This is a genomic window from Plantibacter sp., assembly GCF_059073635.1.
The window spans coordinates 421,429-439,028 of the sequence record NZ_JCACOF010000009.1; the positions used below are offsets into that span (position 1 = coordinate 421,429).

General features: G+C 71.3%; 15 protein-coding genes and 2 pseudogenes. 6 read left to right on the plus strand and 11 right to left on the minus strand.

What is annotated here, in order from left to right:
* Window positions 1-14: 14 nt before the first annotated feature.
* From AC5JOC_RS11990 to AC5JOC_RS12015, 6 genes are read right to left on the minus strand one after another with little or no spacing between them, the layout of a single operon-like run.
* On the minus strand, window positions 15-1,196 hold the full coding sequence (locus AC5JOC_RS11990; RefSeq protein WP_274500017.1) for a M20 metallopeptidase family protein: 1,182 nt from the start codon (window positions 1,194-1,196) through the stop codon (window positions 15-17).
* Entirely contained in the window at window positions 1,193-2,863 is a 1,671-nt protein-coding gene (locus tag AC5JOC_RS11995; protein ID WP_494246467.1) for an amidohydrolase, read from the minus strand. The genes AC5JOC_RS11990 and AC5JOC_RS11995 overlap by 4 nt, the downstream gene beginning before the upstream one ends.
* On the minus strand, window positions 2,863-4,332 hold the full coding sequence (locus AC5JOC_RS12000; RefSeq protein WP_494246468.1) for an amidohydrolase: 1,470 nt from the start codon (window positions 4,330-4,332) through the stop codon (window positions 2,863-2,865). The genes AC5JOC_RS11995 and AC5JOC_RS12000 overlap by 1 nt, the downstream gene beginning before the upstream one ends.
* Window positions 4,329-5,003: an FMN-binding negative transcriptional regulator gene (locus AC5JOC_RS12005; protein WP_494246469.1), complete on the minus strand. Its 675-nt coding sequence runs from the start codon at window positions 5,001-5,003 to the stop codon at window positions 4,329-4,331. The genes AC5JOC_RS12000 and AC5JOC_RS12005 overlap by 4 nt, the downstream gene beginning before the upstream one ends.
* Window positions 5,000-5,980, minus strand: a complete 981-nt coding sequence (locus AC5JOC_RS12010) for a hydroxymethylglutaryl-CoA lyase (RefSeq protein WP_494246470.1) — start codon at window positions 5,978-5,980, stop codon at window positions 5,000-5,002. The genes AC5JOC_RS12005 and AC5JOC_RS12010 overlap by 4 nt, the downstream gene beginning before the upstream one ends.
* Window positions 5,977-7,251, minus strand: a complete 1,275-nt coding sequence (locus AC5JOC_RS12015) for a hydroxymethylglutaryl-CoA reductase, degradative (protein ID WP_085514388.1) — start codon at window positions 7,249-7,251, stop codon at window positions 5,977-5,979. The genes AC5JOC_RS12010 and AC5JOC_RS12015 overlap by 4 nt, the downstream gene beginning before the upstream one ends.
* Before the next feature lie 202 nt (window positions 7,252-7,453).
* Between AC5JOC_RS12015 and AC5JOC_RS12020 the strand changes: the two genes are divergently transcribed.
* The gene (locus tag AC5JOC_RS12020) at window positions 7,454-9,259 is read left to right on the plus strand and encodes a GAF domain-containing protein (protein WP_494246471.1); all 1,806 of its coding nucleotides are present in this window, start codon (window positions 7,454-7,456) and stop codon (window positions 9,257-9,259) included.
* A gap of 42 nt (window positions 9,260-9,301) precedes the next feature.
* Here the strand turns inward: AC5JOC_RS12020 and solA are convergent, their stop codons facing one another.
* From solA to AC5JOC_RS12035, 3 genes are all read right to left on the minus strand, one after another.
* Window positions 9,302-10,462 carry an N-methyl-L-tryptophan oxidase gene (solA, locus tag AC5JOC_RS12025; protein ID WP_494246472.1) on the minus strand — a complete coding sequence of 387 codons (1,161 nt, stop codon included), beginning with the start codon at window positions 10,460-10,462 and terminating at the stop codon, window positions 9,302-9,304.
* A gap of 130 nt (window positions 10,463-10,592) precedes the next feature.
* Window positions 10,593-12,296 (minus strand): ABC1 kinase family protein, encoded by a 1,704-nt coding sequence (locus AC5JOC_RS12030; RefSeq protein ID WP_494246473.1) that lies wholly within the window; start codon window positions 12,294-12,296, stop codon window positions 10,593-10,595.
* A gap of 61 nt (window positions 12,297-12,357) precedes the next feature.
* A complete protein-coding gene (locus AC5JOC_RS12035) occupies window positions 12,358-12,849 on the minus strand; it encodes a PadR family transcriptional regulator (protein WP_085514431.1) in 492 nt (163 codons plus the stop codon).
* A gap of 199 nt (window positions 12,850-13,048) precedes the next feature.
* Here AC5JOC_RS12035 and AC5JOC_RS12040 point away from each other — a divergent pair, with 199 nt between their 5' ends.
* On the plus strand, window positions 13,049-13,921 hold the full coding sequence (locus tag AC5JOC_RS12040; protein ID WP_079706078.1) for an oxidoreductase: 873 nt from the start codon (window positions 13,049-13,051) through the stop codon (window positions 13,919-13,921).
* A gap of 21 nt (window positions 13,922-13,942) precedes the next feature.
* On the opposite strand, the gene AC5JOC_RS12045 is transcribed toward AC5JOC_RS12040, so the two are convergent.
* Complete coding sequence (locus tag AC5JOC_RS12045) at window positions 13,943-14,428, minus strand: glutathione peroxidase (protein ID WP_056005205.1); 486 nt, start codon at window positions 14,426-14,428, stop codon at window positions 13,943-13,945.
* Window positions 14,429-14,613: 185 nt separating this feature from the next.
* Here AC5JOC_RS12045 and AC5JOC_RS12050 point away from each other — a divergent pair.
* From AC5JOC_RS12050 to AC5JOC_RS12065, 4 genes and pseudogenes are all read left to right on the plus strand, one after another.
* Window positions 14,614-15,241 (plus strand): annotated as a pseudogene (locus tag AC5JOC_RS12050) (dihydrofolate reductase family protein).
* Window positions 15,238-16,128 (plus strand): annotated as a pseudogene (locus tag AC5JOC_RS12055) (flavin monoamine oxidase family protein); the annotation flags it as partial. The pseudogenes AC5JOC_RS12050 and AC5JOC_RS12055, both read left to right, overlap by 4 nt.
* 119 nt (window positions 16,129-16,247) lie before the next feature.
* A complete protein-coding gene (locus AC5JOC_RS12060) occupies window positions 16,248-16,652 on the plus strand; it encodes a flavin monoamine oxidase family protein (protein ID WP_494246489.1) in 405 nt (134 codons plus the stop codon).
* 44 nt (window positions 16,653-16,696) lie between these two features.
* A complete protein-coding gene (locus AC5JOC_RS12065; RefSeq protein WP_494246474.1) occupies window positions 16,697-17,023 on the plus strand; it encodes a YciI family protein in 327 nt (108 codons plus the stop codon).
* A gap of 24 nt (window positions 17,024-17,047) precedes the next feature.
* Here AC5JOC_RS12065 and AC5JOC_RS12070 read toward each other — a convergent pair whose 3' ends face one another.
* A complete protein-coding gene (locus AC5JOC_RS12070; RefSeq protein WP_494246475.1) occupies window positions 17,048-17,353 on the minus strand; it encodes a hypothetical protein in 306 nt (101 codons plus the stop codon).
* Between the last annotated feature and the right edge of the window lie 247 nt (window positions 17,354-17,600).

A 17,600-nucleotide genomic window follows, 5' to 3' on the forward strand; every position in this document is an offset into this window, starting at 1 on the left:
CGGTCGACCGTCGCTCAGGCGAGCTGCAGGCGCCTCCAGGCGAGTTCGGCGAGCACCGCGGCCTGCAGGTCCAGGACGTCGTCGTCGAACACCGCGCGTTCGGAGTGCAGGGCGACGGAGCCCTCGTCCGGGGCGGCACCGACGAAGACGAGCGTGCCGGGGACCTCGTCGAGGATGTAGGCGAAGTCCTCCGACGCCATCGACGGCACCTCCTGGCGGACGACCCGGCCTGGCCCCACGAGTGCGTCGAGCGTGCTGAGGACGAACCGCGTCTCCTCCGGGTCGTTGACGGTGACGGGGTAGGACGCGATGAACGTCGACTCGAGGGTGCAGCCGTGCGCCTCGGCGATCGCGGTCAGCAGCTCAGGCAGCTGCTCACGCACCGTCTCGAGCGTCGCCTTCGACAGTGTGCGGATGTTCGCCTCCAGGCTGACGGCCGAGGCGAGCACGTTGCTGGCCTCGGAGTCGCTGCTCAGCCGGGTGATGGAGATGACGGCCTGGTCGGTGGCCGGAAGCCGACGGGCCGCGAAGGTCTGCACGGCGAGGATGAGGTGTGCGGCGACCGGCACCGGATCGACGGCGAGGTGCGGGAACGCCGCGTGACCGCCCGTCCCGCGGAGGGTGAGCTGCAACGCGTTGGCACTCGCCATCATCGCGCCCTCGCGCGTGACGAGCTGCCCGCGTGGGGTGCTGCAGTCGACGTGCAGCGCGTACGCCGCGACGGGTCGCTCTCCGGCGATGTCGAGCAGACCTTCCTCGAGCATGATCCGCGCGCCGGCCTGGCCCTCCTCCCCGGGCTGGAACATGAACACGACCGTTCCGGCGAGGTCGTCGCGACGGGCGACGAGCAGCCGGACGGCGCCGAGGAGACCCGCCATGTGGAGATCGTGGCCGCAGGCGTGCATGGCCCCGGAGGTCGACGCGAACGGCAGCCCGGTCGCCTCGGTCACCGGCAGACCGTCCATGTCGGCACGGAGCAACACGGTGGGGCCGGGGGCGCCGCCCCGGAGGACGGCGACGACCGAGGAGAGTCCGGTGCCCGTCGTGATCTCCAGGCCGAGCCCCGCGAGTTCGCGCAGGATGATCCCCTGTGTCACTGGCAGGTCGAGGCCGATCTCGACCTCCTGGTGCAGCTCACGTCGGACGGCGATCAGCTCGTCGCGCATCGCGGTCGCGTCCCCCTGGAAGCCGGTCATGAGCGGACCCCCTCGTCCTGCGGCGAGCGCCGGTACACCTGCTCGCCGCGGATCCACGTCTCGGCCACCCGGACGGTGGCGATCTCGTCGGCGGGGACGGAGAAGACGTCGCGGTCGAGGACGGCGAAGCTGCCGTCGTATCCCGTGGCGATCCGGCCGACGCTGTCGAGCGGCGAGAGCAGGCCGGCTCGTCCCGTGTACAGCAGGAGCGCCTGGGCGACGCTGATGGCTTCCTCGGGGACGAAGTCGGCGCCGTTGTAGGCCTGGCGTCGGACGGCGGCCTCGACGGAGAGCATGACGTCGTCGGCGCCGCTCCAGGCGGTGGCCGGGCGGTCGGAGGAGAGCGCGAGCGGCCCGATGGTGCGGAACAACCGGGCGATCGGGTAGGCGTCGGGGACCTGTTCGGCGCGCAGGGCGAGCTCGTAGCCGTCGTATTCGGCGAAGAAGAACACGGTGTGGGTGGCGATCCCGAACGTCATGCGCGCGGAGCGGAGCCGTTCGGCGTACTCCTCGCTGATGATGGTCGCGTGCTCGATGCGGACGGAGGGGATGCCCTCGAGCCAGGGCTCCTGGTCTTCGAAGAGGCTCGCGACGCGGTCGAGGGCGCGGTCGCCCATGGCGTGCACCGCGAGCTGGACGCCGTTGCGGCGAGCCCAGGCGCCGGCTGCGAGGACGTCGTCGTCCTCGACGAGTCGGAGTCCGTGGTCGCAGGATTCGGGATACGGTTCGGCGACCCAGGCGGTGCGGTTCGAGTAGGCCCCGTCGAGGACGACCTTCACCCCGCCGATGCGGATCCGCCCCTCGCGATCGTCCGGGGTCAGCTCGGCGAGTGGCGCGGAGGGGTCCCAGCCCGGGTAGAGGGCGACGCGGGTGCGGAGCCCCTTGGCGGCAGCGGCGCGGAAGGCGTCGAGGGGGTCGTGCAGTCGGTTGGACAGCAGGTCGCACACGGCGACGATCCCTCGCGAGGCCAGTTCCTCGCCGATCGCGACGAGCGAGGCGACCTGCTCGTCGCGTTCGGGCACCGGGATGAACCTGGCGACCGCGTCGACCGCGGCGATCTCGGTGAGGACGCCGTTCGGTTCGCCGTCCGGTCCGCGTTCGAAACGCGCACCGGACGGGTCGGGCGTGGTGGCCGTGATGCCTGCGAGGCGGAGCGCCGCGGTGTTGCAGACGGCGGAGTGGGCGTCGCAGCGCCAGACGAGGACGGGGCGTTCGGTGGACACCGCGTCGAGGTCGGCCGTGGTCGGCATCCGTCCCTCGGGGAACTTCGTGTCGTCGAACCCGCGGCCGAGCACCCAGGCGCTCGGCGCGGTCAGCGTCGCCTGGTGCTCTCGCAGCCGCTCCACGAGTCCGTCGATGGAGACCACCGACGGCGGGAAGCACTCGGCGGCAACGGCGGTGGCGGCCATGAGCGCCGGGTGGGTGTGGCTGTCGATGAGGCCGGGGAGCACGGTGCGTCCGCCGAGGTCGACCGAGGGTTCCCCCGCGACCGCGGACGCCTCCCCCACCCAGTCGAAGCGGCCGTCGACGATGCGGAACGCGGAGGCGAAGCCCGTCTCGTCGGTGCCGGTGAACACCCGGGCGTTCGTGAAGAGCTGCGAGCGGGTCGGCGTCGCGGTGGGTTGCGGTGTCACGGTGGGGGTCTCCGTCTCGGTCTCAGCTGCCATCAGATCGCGCGCCAGGTGAAGCGACCGCCGAGCAGCGTCGCGGCGACCGGCATCGACCGCAGCCGCTCGGCGTCGGCGTCGAACGGGTCGAGGTCCGTGATGACGAGGTCGGCGGGCTGCCCGACCGCGATCGACGTCCGGACGCTCGCGGCCAGGGCCACGTCCAGCGGGAGCCGTTGCTCGGGGTGCCAGGCGTCGCGGCCGTCGCGACTCCGGCTCGTCGCGGAGGCGATCGCCTGCCACGGGTCGAGTGGCGAGACCGGAGCGTCCGAGCCGAGCCGGAGGCCGACGCCTGCGCGGTGCAGGGATCCGAACGCGAACGCGCGACCCGTGCGGCCGCTCCAGTGGCGGTCGGCGACGTCGCGGTCGTCCATCGCGTGCTCGGGCTGCACGCTCGCGATGAGCCCGAGGCTCGCGAACCGGGCGAAGTCCTGCTCGCGCACGAGCTGGGCGTGCTCGATGACGCCGCGCATCCCGAGCGCTTCGAAGGTGTCGAGGACCTCGGTGTTGGCTCGGTCGCCGATCGCGTGGACGGCCGCCTCGATCCCGGCGCCCCTCGCTCGTTCCAGCAGTCGGCGGAGCTCGTCGACCGAGACGCTCTCGACCCCGCAGGCGTGCGCACTCGACGGGTCGACGCCCGGATACGGGTCCCAGCACCAGGCGGTCCTCGTGTTGAGGGAACCGTCGACGACGACCTTGAGCCGCCCCATGGTGAGGAGTCCGGCCGGGTCGATCGCGTCGCCGGTGCGGAGTCCCGCCGCGATGACGGACTCCAGACGGTCGGGCCACGCGGCGGCTTCGATCCGCAGGCTCGTCGCGCCGTCCGCGATGCGCTCGGACCATTCGCCGAGATTGTCGGTGTTCTCGAACTCGACGACCCCGACGACGCCGCGTCGGGCTGCCGCGTCGGCGGCGTCCCGGTAGGCGTGCGCGGCGAGCCCCGAGTGCTGGTCGATCCGCTGCAGCGCCTCGATCCACGGCGCTTCGGCGACGACCCCGCTCGCGTCGAGGTCCAGGCCGAGTCGTCGCGCGGCGCGCGTGTTCATCCAGGCGCAGTGGAGGTCGCCGCTGACGAGGACGACGGGTACGTCCGATTCGGTGGCCTCCAGCGCGGCGAGCGTCGCCGGCTGCGCCCACAGGCCGTCGCGGAACCCGTACCCCATGAGGAACCCGTCAGTGAGGGGTGCACCGGTGTCGACCGCGCGACGGACGGCCGCGAGGACGTCGGCCGCGCTGGCGGTCTCCGTCAGGTCGATCCGTCGCCGCTGGATCACCCACTGGGTCATGTGGACGTGCGCGTCCCAGAGCCCCGGTCCGATCGTGCGTCCGGCGACGTCCACGACCTCGCCGGACGCCGGGGCCGTCCCGGCCGGTCCGATCCCGGCGATCCGACCGTCGCGGACGAGGATGTCGACGGGCTCGCCGCCGGAGGGCCGTGCGTTCCGGAGCGTGAGGTCGGTCGCGGTCACCGTGCCGGTGTCCCGTCGTCGGTGGTCGGCGCAGCTGTCCCCGTGTCGAGCCCGTGGAGGGCCGCCATGCGGGCGGCGAGGGTCGGGTTCCGGTACGGACCCGGCTCCCCGAGCGCCGTGACGACCCGTTCGACGACCTCGGCCGGTTTGTCCTGGCTCATCTTCTCCTTGGCCTCGAACCGGGTCACGCGCAGGCGGAATCCGACCGTCCCATGGACGATGCGTGCCGCGTACTCGCTGTTCGCGATCGTCCCGTTCATCAGGTACGGCTCGGGCAGCACACGCTCGAAGTGGGCGACGAGGCGGTCGAGCACCTGCAGGTTCTCCTCGTCCGAGAGCAGTTCGGGCACCCCGTACAGGTGCGCGACCGCGAAGTTCCAGGTGGGGACGGCCGGCGACGTGTCGTACCAGCTCGGCGACACGTACCCCTGGGGGCCGTAGACGATCACCATGGCCTCGTGCTGACCGAGCTCGTGCAGTCGCTCATCGGGCCGCCCGACGTGGCTGAGGAGCACGATCCCGTCCTCGTCCTCCTCGAGCAGGACCGGATAGTGCGACGAGACGAGCCCACGACCTGGGACGTGACTGACGACCGTCGCCCAGGGGTGCTCGCGCACCAGCGCGCGGACCGCTTCGACGTCGCCCTGGACGTACTCGGTGGTGTGCCTCATCTGCCGCCTCCTGCGGTGCTCGGGGTGTCGACCGCGGACGCTGCGGCCGCCAGGGCCGTCGCCACGTTCGAGGGGGCTGCGACGCCCCGGACGCGCGCCAACCAGGCGGTCGTCGCGGCGAGGGCCCCGAGGTCGAGCCCGGTCTCGATCCCGAGCCCGTGGAGCATCCACACGAGGTCCTCGGTTGCGAGGTTACCGGTGGCGCCCTTCGCGTACGGGCAGCGACCCAGGCCACCCACGGAGGAGTCGAACTCGGCGACGCCCAGCGAGAGCGCCGCGTACACGTTGGCGAGTCCCTGCCCGTAGGTGTCGTGCAGATGCAGCGCGACCGCCTCGACCGGGATCCCGGCGGCGAGCACGTCCCGGACGACCCGGGTCGTGAGCCCGGGCGTCCCGACCCCGATCGTGTCGCTGACGGCGACCGTCGAACACCCGGCGCGGTACAGCCGCACGGCGGCCTCGACGACCGTCGCCGGATCGACCGCACCCTCCCAGGGGTCCCCGAACGCCATCGACACGTAGCCGCGCACCGGCACGCCCTCCGCGGTCGCGGCGGCGACGACCTCCTCGGCCCGTTCGACGGCACCCTCGCGCGAGGTGTTGAGATTGGCCCTGGCGAACGACTCCGACGCGCTCACGACGACGGAGACCTCCCGGACACCCGCGTCGATCGCCCGATGCAGGCCGCGCAGGTTCGGCACGAGGCCGACCGCCCGCGCACCCGTCGGCACGTCGAGGCCCGCGACGAGCCGTTCCGCATCCGCGAACTGCGGGATCCAGGTGGCCGGCACGAAACTCGTCACCTCGAGGTCCCGCGACCCCGCCTCGTACAGACGCCGACAGAGCTCCGCCTTCACCGCCGTGGGCAGGATGTCCGTCTCGGCCTGCAGCCCGTCGCGCGGTGCCACCTCGTAGACGCGCACCCGCGTCGGGAGGCCGTCCACCGGTTCCATCCGGGGCTGCGGCAGGCCGCTCATGCCGAGGTCGCCCGGAGCTCGTCGAGCACCTCGCGCGCGTACTCGACCCGGATCCGACGGTCGGCGACGATCCTCGCCGCGACCGCCCCGATCTCGTCCACGGTCGCGCCGGCGCTCGCCGCGATCGTCCGGGCGTGCAGGGTCATGTGGCCGCGCTGGATGCCTTCGGCGGCGAGCGCCCGGCACGCGGCCAGGTTCTGGGCGAGGCCCACGGAGGCGATGACGGCCGCGAGTTCCCGGGCCGTCTCGACGCCGAGGAGGGTCACGCCCGCCTGCGCCGTCGGATGTGCCTTCGTCGCTCCACCGACGAGTCCGACGGCCAGTGGGACCTCGATCGTGCCGACGAGGTTCCCGTCGGCGTCCTGCTCGAACTGCGACAGCGCCGAATAGCGACCGGACCGCGCCGCGTGGGAGTGGCAGCCGGCCTCGACCGCCCGGGTGTCGTTGCCCGTGGCGAGGACGACGGCCGTGATGCCGTTCATGATGCCCTTGTTGTGCGTGGCCGCCCGGTACGGGTCGGCCTCGGCGAACGCGCTCGCGGCGACGATGTCGGCGACGACCTGCGCACCACCGAGGAGGTCGGCGTCGAACACCGCCCTGGCACGGGTGATGCGCTGGTCGGCCTTGTTCGTGAGGATCCGCAGGAGGGTCCGCGATCCGGCGATCTCGGCGATGCGGGGCGCGATCGCCTCGGCCATCGTGTTCACGGCGTTCGCGCCCATGGCGTCGCGGACGTCGACGTGGAGGTGGACGATGACCTGTGTCCCCACGCGCGTCGGCAGGATCCGCACGTCGATGTCGCGGGCGCCACCGCCGAAGGAGACGAGGATCGGGTCGAGCTCGTTCGCGAGGGCGAGCAGTTCGTCGCGGGCCTCGAGGACGCGGAGCCGCGCGGCGTGCGGGTCGACCGCGTCGAGGATCTGGATCTGCGCGATCATGACGTCGCCCGACGACGACGTCCGGAAACCGCCGTGCACGCGCGCGATGCGGGCGGCGTTGGAGGCCGCGGCGACGACGCTCGGCTCCTCGGTCGCCATGGGGACGAGTCGGTCCTCGCCGTCGATGGTGAAGTTCGTCGCGACGCCCACCGGGACGGCGATGACGCCGACGACGTTCTCCACGAGGTGGTCCGCCTGGGCGATCGACAGGCCGGCATCGGGTCGCAGTGCGGCGAGCGCCTCCGCCGCGATCCCGGCCCCCTCGGCGACGAGGTCGAGCCGCTCGTCCGGCGTGTGGTCGCGCAGCCCCTGGATTCGGCTGTTTCTCGGCATGGGTCGCCCTTCGGTACAGGCAGACACCGGATCCTCGGTGCTGCGGTCAAGACGACCCTAGGAGCGGTGATCGTCGACGACGATGGGTGGATGACTCAGCGGATCGGCGATCGTGTGGGTGGATCCCACACCCCGCTGGACCGGCCGTCGCTTTAGACTCCTGAGGGACCAGTCAGGAGACCCGATGCGAGAGCCTGCCGACGTGCGAACGGCCACCGACCTCGTCGACGCCGAACCCGTCCACGACACCGAGCGGGAGCTGATCCGGCTGCGACGCCGCGAGCACGAGCTCTCAGCCCTGTTCTCGAGCGCCCGCGAACTGGCCGAGCTCCGCGACAGCGACGCCGTGCTCGCCAGACTCGTCCAGCGCGCCCACCAGATGATGGGCGTCGATCTGGCCTACCTGTCCGAGTTCGACCCGGTCACCCACGAGTTGCGGGTCCGCGAGACGAGTGGCTCCGTCAGTCCGTCGTTCCAGACGCTCCGCGTCCCTCCCGGGCGCGGGCTCGCGAGCGTCGTCGTCGAATCGCGCACGGCCCAGTGGGTCGCGGACTACTCCGACTACTCGACCGATCGACACGAGCGCGGCATCGACGACGCGGTCGCAGCGGAGGGGCTCGTCTCCCTGCTCGGCGTGCCGATGCTCACGAGCGATGACGTCCTCGGCGTCCTCTTCGTCGGCAACCGCGACCGGAAGGACTTCTCCCCCGACGAGGTCGCGCTCCTGGCGGCGCTCGCGGACCACGCCTCGGTGATCCTCCAGACCACGCAGACCCTCCGCGACCTGCAGGACTCCGAGGACGCCAGCCGACGGAACCTCGCGGACCTCACCGCCCACCTCGTCGAACGCGACCGGGCGAACACCGTCCACCAGGAACTCGTCCAGGCGGTCCTCGCCGGGGGCGGATTCGCACCCGTCGCGGAGACGCTCGCCACCGCACTCGGCCGTGCGGTCGCCGTGACCGACGCGCAGGACCGGGTGATCGCGGCAGCCGGTCTCCCGCTCTCCCCCGGCATGCTCGACCTCGACGACGTCACCCGCGCGGCCATCACCGACAGCCGTCGCTCGGGCCACTGCGTCCTGGTCGCGAGCGGCGGTGTCGGAGCGGTCGCCGCCCTGTCCGCCGGCAGCCGGCACTTCGGCGCCCTCATCCTCGGTGACGGCGACTTCGAGCTCGGCGCCGTGGACCTCCGCACCGTCGAACGCGCGGCGCAGGTCGCGGCGCTCCTCGAACTGCAGCAGGAGGCGGCCTCGGGCGCCGACCACCGCGTCCGCAGCGAACTCATCGCCGACCTCCTCGACGACGTGCCCGAACGCCGATCCGACGTCGAACGACGCGCCAGGCGCCTCGGCATCGACCTGCACGAACTCGACTCCCTGCTCCTCCTCGCCGTCCCGGGAGACCAGCAGACCACCGCCGCCCGAGCGCTCAGCCGCCGACTCGACGACCATGCGCTCGTCGGCGAGTACCGCGGGTACGTCGTCGCCGCACACGCCTCCGGCCGTCAGCCGCTCGACGCCGACGCCGTCCGCCGACACGTCGCCGGCAGCATCCAGCAACCCGTCGTCGCCGTCGTGCCCCGCACCGCTCCCGACGCCCTCACCTCCGCGTTCACCAGCGCGATGCGCACCGCCAGACTCATCGCCGCACTGGAACTCTCGGACCTCACCGCATCGACCGACGACTTCCTGCCCTACTCCGCGATCTTCGACACCGATGCGCGGGCGCTCGCCGACTTCCTGCGCGACACCATCGGACTCGTCCGGCGCTACGACGCCGAGCGGAACGCCGACCTGCTCGGGACGCTGCGTGCGTTCGTGCGGAACAACGCGAGCCCCACCCGCACGGCGCGCGCCCTGAACTTCCACACGAACACGATCCTCCAGCGGCTCGACCGGCTCGACCAGGTCCTCGGAGCCTCCTGGCGCGAGGACGAGCGCATGTTCCGGCTCGGCATCGCCGTCCGCCTCGACGAGCTCCGCGAGCAGTTGCAGGCCGGACGGTAGCCGGCAGCACTCGGACCGGCCCGCTCCACGCCGAGCTCCGGATCAGCTCGCGGAGGTCGGCATCGGTGAGACGCGGTCGGCGCTGCGGGCGTGGGACGGGGCGAAGCTCGCGATGTCGTCGCTCGTCTCCCCGTCGAGCGCGAGCTCCGCGAGGATGCGTCCGAACGCGGGCGTGAACTTGAAGCCGTGACCGGCGGCGAGGGCGACGATGACGTCCGGGTGCTCCTCGAGCGGGCCGAGGACGAAGTTCCGGTCCGGGGTGAGCGCGTACTGGCAGGTCACCGTGCGGAGCTCGGGGCCCGACGCCGGCACGAGGTCCGCCATGAAGTCGGCCAGCTGCCCGGTGAGCTCCGGCGACGGGACGAAGGTGCGCTCCGCCGGCGACATGCGGTTCTCCGAGACGTCGCGTGCGGCCTTCACGGTCGGTTCCCCGAAGGTCGGGAAGCCGTAGTAGCACTCCTCGTCCTCCCAGATCCACACCGGGAACCGCTCGCGATCGAGCTGCTCGGCGTCGGCCGGGCGGAAGTAGGTGACCTGCTCCTGCATGACGTCGAGCGGGATCGCCGCGCCGAGGGGTTCGAGCAGCTCGTTGGCCCAGGCATCGGCGGCCAGGACGACCTTGCCGGCACGCACCGGGCCGCTGGAGGTCTGCACCACGACGCCGGATCCATCAGGGGTCAGCGCGTCGACCCGGGTGCGGTCGCGGATGTCCGCACCGAGCGCCCGAGCACGGAGCTGCAGCGTCGCGACGGTGCGCGCCGCGTGGGCGATGCCGGTGTCGGCGGTGTAGACCGTCTCCACGTTCTCGGGGATCCGGAACTGCGGCCACCGCGCCTGCACCTCGGCCGGCGTCAGCAGCTCGTGCGGGACCCCGCACTCCTCCAGCGCCGCGGTGAAGTCGGTGGCCGAGTAGGGCCCGTCGACGGGCAGGAAGATGACCCCGCCGGTGATGGTGAGCAACCGCTCGCCCGACTCCTGCTCGAGGTCCGCCCAGTCACGGTAGGCCGACTGCGCGAGTCGCACGTACTGCGGTGCGCCGTACGACGTCCGGACGATCCGCGAGGTGTCGTGCGAGGCGCCGCGGACGTGCCCGAGTTCGAACTGCTCGAAGGCGACGACCTTCGCGCCCCGACGGGCGAGGTGGTAGGCGGCGGCACTGCCGAGAGCTCCCATGCCGACAACCGCGACGTCGAACGATTCCATCCGGTGGTGCTCCCTCGTGCTTGCCCGATCGATTCAGGCAAGTGTGCTGGAGCGCCGGAGACCGGCCTATGGACCGATGATCCAGGTTTTCGCGTCAGGAGTGTGCCGTGGCGACGACCCCTCGCCGGGGTCAGCGCCCGCGGCGCCCCGAGAAGAGTGCGTGGAGGAGTGGCACGACGGAGACCACCATGAAGACGGTGCCGAGCACCGCGTCGTCGGCCCGGAGGACGGCACCCGCGACGAGCAGCGCGGCGAACAGCACGGCCGAGACGACCCGGCCCGTCGTGCGGTCGAGCCGCGCGATCCGCTGTTCCAGTCTCGGGTTGGTGGTCGCGACCGTGCCGGCTTCGACCCGCGTGATGACCGCGTCGAGACGCTTCGGCAGGCGGACGGCGACCGTGGCGATGTCGAGTGCCTCGCGACCGAGGTCCTGGACGACGTTGCCGCGTTCGTCACGGAGCAGCTGCGCGGCGTAGGGCTCGACGGAGTCCCAGAGGTTGAACTCGGGGTCGAGGGCGCTGCAGACACCGGAGGTGAGCGAGATCGCGCGGATGATGAGCAGGAAGTTCTCGGGGAGCTGGAACGGCAGCGTGCGGATGACCTCGCTGAACTGGTTGCCGAAGTCGCGGAACTCCTTCGGGTCGACGTCGCGCAGTTCCGCGAACCCCATGCCGCCGAAGCGTCCGAACAGCGCGGTCATGGCCCGCTCGAGCTCGGTCGTGTCGGCCGAGGGCAGGAGGACGCCGAGGTCGCGGATCGCGTCGACCAGGCCCTTGCCGTCGCGCGATGCGGCGGCGATGAGCAGCTTCCGGAGGCCACGCCTCGTGGTCGGCGGGACCTCACCCATCATCCCGAAGTCGATGAAGGTCAGTTTCCAGGGCCGCTCGCCCGGGGCAGCATCGACGGGAGTCACGAAGATGTTGCCGGGGTGCGGGTCGGCGTGGAAGAACCCGTTGGTGAAGAGCTGGTCGAACATGACGGCCGCGAACACGGGTGCCACGTCGACGGGATCGATGCCTGCGGCGCGCAGGGCGTCCGCGTCGGTGATCTTGATGGCGGTGACGTCTTCGAGCGTCAGGACGCGCTGGGTCGTGCGCTCCCAGACCACCGCGGGCACGGAGACGCGGTCGTCGCCGGCGAAGTCGGCGGCGAACCGCTCGGAACTCGCGGCCTCATGGAGGTAGTCGATCTCCTCGAGGCTCGTCGCGGCGAACTCCTCGACGAGTGCGGGCATGTCGACGCGGTCGGAGACGAGCCGGACGCGGCGCAACCAGCCGCCCACCTTGCGCAGGGCGGCGAGGTCGACGGTGACGATCTCGTCGATACCCGGCCGCTGGACCTTGAGCACGACGGCGTCGAGCCCGGTGTCGGCGGCGAGCGCCGGAGCGAGCAGGGCGCGGTGCGCCTGGCCGAGCGAGGCCGCTGCGACGGGGCGTTCGTCGATGCCGGCGAAGACCTGCGAGAGCGGGACGCGGAGTTCCGACTCGGCGAGCGCGCGGATGCGAGGGAAGGCGACGGGCGGGACTTCGTCCTGCAGGCCTTCGAGCTCCTTCGTGATCTCCGGCGGGAGCACGTCGAGGCGCGACGACATGAACTGGCCGACCTTGATCATGAGGCCGCCGAGGTCCACGGCGAGCACGTGGAACCGTCGTGCGAACTTCTGCATGCGGCGCGTGCGGGTCCGCTCCGTCAGCTTGATGAGCCCGAACCGCGGCAGGACGATCTCGAACCACCAGGCGGCGGCCAGGTGCCAGCTCGCGAAGCGGAGGATGCGACGGTACCGGGCGCGCCCGTGAGCGGGCGGACCGGCTGGAACGCCGGCCCGCCCGCTCATGGGGAGCTCGCCGAAACGGGACGCCGAGTCGCTGGGCGTCCCGCCGGTCGACGACACTCGGTCAGTCCTGGGCGAGGATCGCGTAGAGGCGCTTGCGAGCGTCGTCGAGGATGGTGACGGCCTGCTGGACCTGCTCGGGCGTTCCGGTGCGGCCGACCTGGGCTGCGGCCTGGGCCAGCTCGACGCCGGCCTTCGGCAGAGCGGTGAAGCCGGGGTGCTCGGACGACTCGGCGTTCTGCCACGGAGCGGATGCGCCGGACTCGGCGACCTCGTCGCGACCGGCCTCGGTCAGTGCGTAGGTCTTGCGGCCGCCCGACTCCTCGGCCGTGATGATGCCCTCGTCGGACAGCAGCTGCAGCGTCGGGTAGACCGAGCCTGCGCTGGGCTTCCAGGAGCCGCCGCTGCGCTCCTCGATCTCGCGGATGATCTGGTAGCCGTGCATCGGCTGCTCGGCCAGGAGGGCCAGCACGGCGGAGCGGACGTCGCCGCGGCCGACGCGCGAGCCGGCGCTCTTCTCGAACTTCGAACGCAGCTGCTCCATCATCTGCCACATGCCGTCGGTACCGAAGCCGGCTCCGTTGCCGAAGCCTCCGCCGTTACCGAACCCTGCGCCACCGAATCCTGCGCCACCGCTTGGGAATCCACCCATGATTGCTCTCCTTCGTCGTACGTGAACGATGCTCAACGATATATCGGTGAAGCTGTGAACGATATGTGTAATCGGAAGATCGTGATGGCGTAACGTCGCCCTCATGAGCCCCTGGACCGCAGCAGACATCCCCGATCAGCACGGCCGCGTCGCGATCGTGACCGGCGCGAACAGCGGGATCGGCGCGGTCACGGCCCGCGAGCTCGCCGCCCACGGTGCCGCCGTGATCCTCGCCTGCCGCGACACGGACAAGGGCGCGCGGGCCGCGGCGACGATGACCGGCGACGTCGAAGTGCGGCAGCTGGATCTCGCCGACCTCGCGTCCGTCCGTCGATTCGCCGACGGCGTCGAGCGGGTCGACGTGCTGGTGAACAACGCCGGCGTCATGGCCGTTCCCGAACGACGCACGGCCGACGGCTTCGAGATGCAGATCGGCACGAACTTCCTCGGGCCCTTCGCACTCACCGGCCTCCTGATCGACCGCATCACCACGCGGGTCGTGACGCTGTCGAGTGCTGCACACCGCGCCGGCAAGATCGACCTGGCCGATCTCAATTGGCGCAACCGGACGTATCGGCGCTGGTCCGCCTATGGCCAGTCGAAGCTCGCCGACCTCATGTTCTCGGCCGAACTGCAGCGACGCCTCACGGCGGAGGGTTCCTCGGTGCTGTCCGTGGCCGCACACCCCGGCTTCGCGTCGACCGAGCTCCAGTCCCACACCGAGTCCGCGCAGGGTCCGCTCCTCGCGTGGGGAACCCGGCTCCTCGGTCAGAGCGCTGAGATGGGTGCGCTTCCGACGCTCTACGCGGCGACGTCGCCCGACGTCGAGCCCGGCGGCTACTACGGTCCGAGCGGCTTCGGCGAGATGCGCGGTGGTCCGAAGCCCGTCGACCGGACCTCGGCGGCCCGCGACGAGCACGTCGCCGCCGAACTCTGGACGACGGCCGAGGCGCTCACCGGAGTCACCTACCGGTGAGCGCGCCCGGCCGTCCCGGCGTCACGCGGGAAGGCTCTCCTCGATCGCGGCGATGACCTCGGGGGCGTCCGGCTCGGTCGTCGGACGGAAGCGGTGCACGGTGCCGTCGGGCGCGATGAGGAACTTCTCGAAGTTCCACTTGACGTTGCCGGCCTTGCCGTTGGCATCGGCGGTCTTCACGAGCTCCTGGTAGAGCGGGTGCCGGTTCCGGCCGTTGACCTTCACCTTGTCCATCATCGGGAAGGTGACGCCCCAGGTGGCCGAGCAGTACTCGGCGATCTTCTCGTTGTCGCCGAGCTCCTGCAGGAACTGGTTGCTCGGGAACCCGATCACCGTGAAGCCGCGGTCGGCGTACTCCTTCTGGAGTGCCTCGAGCTTCTCGTACTGCGGCGCGAGGCCGCAGCGGCTCGCGACGTTGACCACGAGTTTGGCCTTCCCGTCCCACTCCGCGAGGGTCGTGTCCCGGCCGTCGAGGGTGGTGACGGGGATGGTGTCCAGATCGGTCATGGTGTGATGCCTCTCATCTGTCGAACGACGTCCTGCCCGTGCACTGGTGTGCGCAAGCGGATCCACTCCGAACGCTACTCGCCCAGGACACGGCCGACGCCCTTTCGTCAGTGCGTTCTCAGCCGACAGCCGTTGACACCGCCTGCCCGCCGGTGGATCGTGAGTGCAGCAGATCGGAGCAGGACATGGGACGCATCCACATCGACCTCTTCATGACCCTCGACGGCGTCGCTCAGGCGCCCGGTGGGCCGGAGGAGGACCCCAGTGACGGGTTCGCGTTCGGTGGCTGGCAGGCGCCGCTCATCGACGAGGTCGACGGTGAGCAGATCGACGCCGGCATGGTGGGCATGGACGCCCTCCTGCTCGGGCGCCGGACCTACGACATCTTCGCCGGATACTGGCCGCACCAGGAGGGTGGCCAGGACGACGGCATCGCCAGGCTCTTCAACCGACTGCCGAAGTACGTCGCGTCACGCGAGCCGCGGGAGCTGGGGTGGGCGAACTCGACGCAACTCGGATCGGACCTCCCGGAGGCCGTTCGAGCACTGCGCGAGCGCCACTGCGCAGATCCACGTCATCGGCAGCCTCGACCTCGTGCAGACCCTGCTCGCCGACGCACTCTTCGATCAGCTGAACCTCTGGGTGTACCCGATCACGCTCGGCACCGGGAAGCGGGTCTTCGCCACCGGCACCGTGCCGTCCTCGCTGCGCCTGCTCGGCCCGGCGACCACCTCCCCCGCAGGGACCGTCCACCTCAGGTACGAACGGATCGACGGCACACCGGCCACCGGCGACATGGGCGACCCGCGATGAGCGCGTCGGACGAGGCGTCGACGCAGACGCCCGAAGCCGACACCCGCTTCGACACGGTCGTCGTCGGTGCCGGCGTCGCCGGGCTCGTCGCCGCACGACTCCTCGCGGCCGCCGGACGAACGGTGGTCGTCGTCGAGGCCCGTGACCGGGTCGGCGGGCGGGTGTCGACCGAGCGTCGCGACGGTCAGGTGACCGATCTCGGCGCATCGTGGGTGCACGGGGTGAACGACAGTGCGGTCGCCGCGGCGGCCGACGCGTTCGGGATGCGGACGGTCGAGTTCACCGTCGGCGGCTACCAGCCGGACAGCCGGCCGATCGCGTACTACGGGCCCGGCGGCGAGCGCCTGTCGGACGCCGAGGCTCGCGGCTTCGCCGAGGACGTCCACGCCCTCGACGCGACGCTCCTCGGTGTCGTCGCCGAGTCCGCGCCGGACGCGTCGTACCGTGACGTGACCGAGGCGGCGCTCGCGTTGCAGGGCTGGGACGCCGAGCGGGTGCAGCGGGTCCGCGAGTACCTGGAGCATCGTTCGGAGGAGCAGTACGGCGCGTGGATCGAGGACCTCGCGGCCCACGGGCTCGACGACGACGCGATCGACGGTGACGAGGTCGTGTTCCCCGACGGGTACGACGTGCTCCCCCGGCGACTGGCCGAGGGGCTCGACGTGCGCCTCGAGCACGTGGTGACGAACGTGCGGTGGTCCGCGGACGGCGTCGAGGTGACCGCCCAGGGACCGACGAGCGAGGTGGTGCTGCACGCGGGCTCGGTGGTGGTGACGGTGCCGGTCGGGGTACTGCAGTCGGAGGAGTTCGTGATCGATCCCCCGCTGCCGGAGCCGGTCGCCGGTGCGCTCGCCCGGTTGCGGATGAACGCGTTCGAGAAGGTGTTCCTCCGGTTCGAGCGGCGATTCTGGGACGACGACGTCTACGCCGATTCAGACAGCAAGGACCGGAGAGTCGACGCTGGCACTCCTGGTACGACCTCACGACGGCGCACGGATCGCCGACGCTGCTCACGTTCGCCGCCGGCCCGACGGCCGTGGAGATCCGGGACTGGGACGAGTCGCGCGTCGTGGAGTCGAACCTCGAGCAGCTGCGGCGCCTGTACGGCGACCGCGTCGAGGAGCCGACGGAGGTGCACGTCACGCGCTGGCAGGACGACCCGTTCTCGCGCGGGTCCTACGCCTACATGACCGTCGGCTCGACGACCGACGACCACGACGCCCTCGCGACCCCGGTCGGCGGCGTCCTGCACCTCGCGGGCGAGGCGACCTGGACCGACGACCCCGCGACGGTGACGGCGGCATTCCACTCCGGCCATCGGGCGGCGGAGCGCGTCCTCGGTCAGTCGATCCCGATCGAGACCCTCTGGCGCGACGAGAGCGCAGTACCGGTCGTCAACCCGGTCCGATAGCGACCACGAGTGCGCTCTCGAGAGCGTCGAATGAGAGGAACCGTATGCGATTCATGATGTTCGTCCTCACGGACCCGGTGCCCGACGAGCCGACCGACGACTCCGACGTCGACCACTGGGTCCAGGAGCTCGACACGACCGGGCGGCGGCTCCTCGGCGACGTGCTCGATCCGAGCGAGGCGCGCGGCGTCCGTGTCCGCGCCGGCGAGCGCCTGGTCACCAACGGCCCGATCCCGGGTGCGACCGACACCCTCTGGGGCTTCGACATCCTCGAGTGCGCCGACCTCGACGAGGCGATCGACATCGCCGCCCGCCACCCGATGGCCCGCAACGGCCGCCTGGAGCTGCGCCCGTTCCCTGCAACGAGCTGAACGGCACGCTGTCGAGACCGGGGGTCAGTACTCGCGCATCTCGTAGAACGGCAGATCGTTGCAGCCTGCCTCCAGTGCGTCCATCCGCCGCTCCATGGGTGTATCGAGTAGTCGCTCCAGCGGCGAGTTCGAAGCCCCTGCGGCGATCGCATCACACGTGGCGACGGCACGGAAGTGGGCCGGGTAGATGAAGATCGCCAAGACGATCGCAGCAAGGCTGAAGAGCAACAGCCCTGGAGCGATGCCCCGTTCCTTCCGCTTGAGTTGGAATCCGACCCCGGCGATGATCGCTGCGATCGGCGCGAAGAGGGCACCCGGCAATGACGACACCCCCGAGCAAGCCGACAAGGGCGAGCCACACCTCTGGATTCCGCATTCGAACCTCCATTGGTTCCGATGCAGCTGATGCTCCTACCGCGCCATGGCATCGACAACCCCCAAGGCGGGGGGCAGCTGGCGAGCTGAGCGGTCCTCACGCCGACCAGGGTCCTCGGCATCGGTCGAAGCATCGCCACCGACCTCGCCCGGGCTGGCGCCGCGGTCCTCCAGCCCGTGCGCTCGACCACGAGGGGCGAAC

Bases quoted from the DNA above. Each gene is read 5' to 3' on its own strand.
- AC5JOC_RS12005 (WP_494246469.1), bottom strand. From the start codon at position 5,003: ATGAGGCACACCACCGAGTACGTCCAGGGCGACGTCGAAGCGGTCCGC.
- solA (WP_494246472.1), bottom strand. From the start codon at position 10,462: ATGGAATCGTTCGACGTCGCGGTTGTCGGCATGGGAGCTCTCGGCAGT.
- AC5JOC_RS12040 (WP_079706078.1), top strand. From the start codon at position 13,049: ATGAGCCCCTGGACCGCAGCAGACATCCCCGATCAGCACGGCCGCGTC.
- AC5JOC_RS11995 (WP_494246467.1), bottom strand. From the start codon at position 2,863: ATGGCAGCTGAGACCGAGACGGAGACCCCCACCGTGACACCGCAACCC.
- AC5JOC_RS12035 (WP_085514431.1), bottom strand. From the start codon at position 12,849: ATGTGGCAGATGATGGAGCAGCTGCGTTCGAAGTTCGAGAAGAGCGCC.
- AC5JOC_RS12015 (WP_085514388.1), bottom strand. From the start codon at position 7,251: ATGCCGAGAAACAGCCGAATCCAGGGGCTGCGCGACCACACGCCGGAC.
- AC5JOC_RS11990 (WP_274500017.1), bottom strand. From the start codon at position 1,196: ATGACCGGCTTCCAGGGGGACGCGACCGCGATGCGCGACGAGCTGATC.
- AC5JOC_RS12010 (WP_494246470.1), bottom strand. From the start codon at position 5,980: ATGAGCGGCCTGCCGCAGCCCCGGATGGAACCGGTGGACGGCCTCCCG.
- AC5JOC_RS12030 (WP_494246473.1), bottom strand. From the start codon at position 12,296: ATGAGCGGGCGGGCCGGCGTTCCAGCCGGTCCGCCCGCTCACGGGCGC.
- AC5JOC_RS12045 (WP_056005205.1), bottom strand. From the start codon at position 14,428: ATGACCGATCTGGACACCATCCCCGTCACCACCCTCGACGGCCGGGAC.
- AC5JOC_RS12065 (WP_494246474.1), top strand. From the start codon at position 16,697: ATGCGATTCATGATGTTCGTCCTCACGGACCCGGTGCCCGACGAGCCG.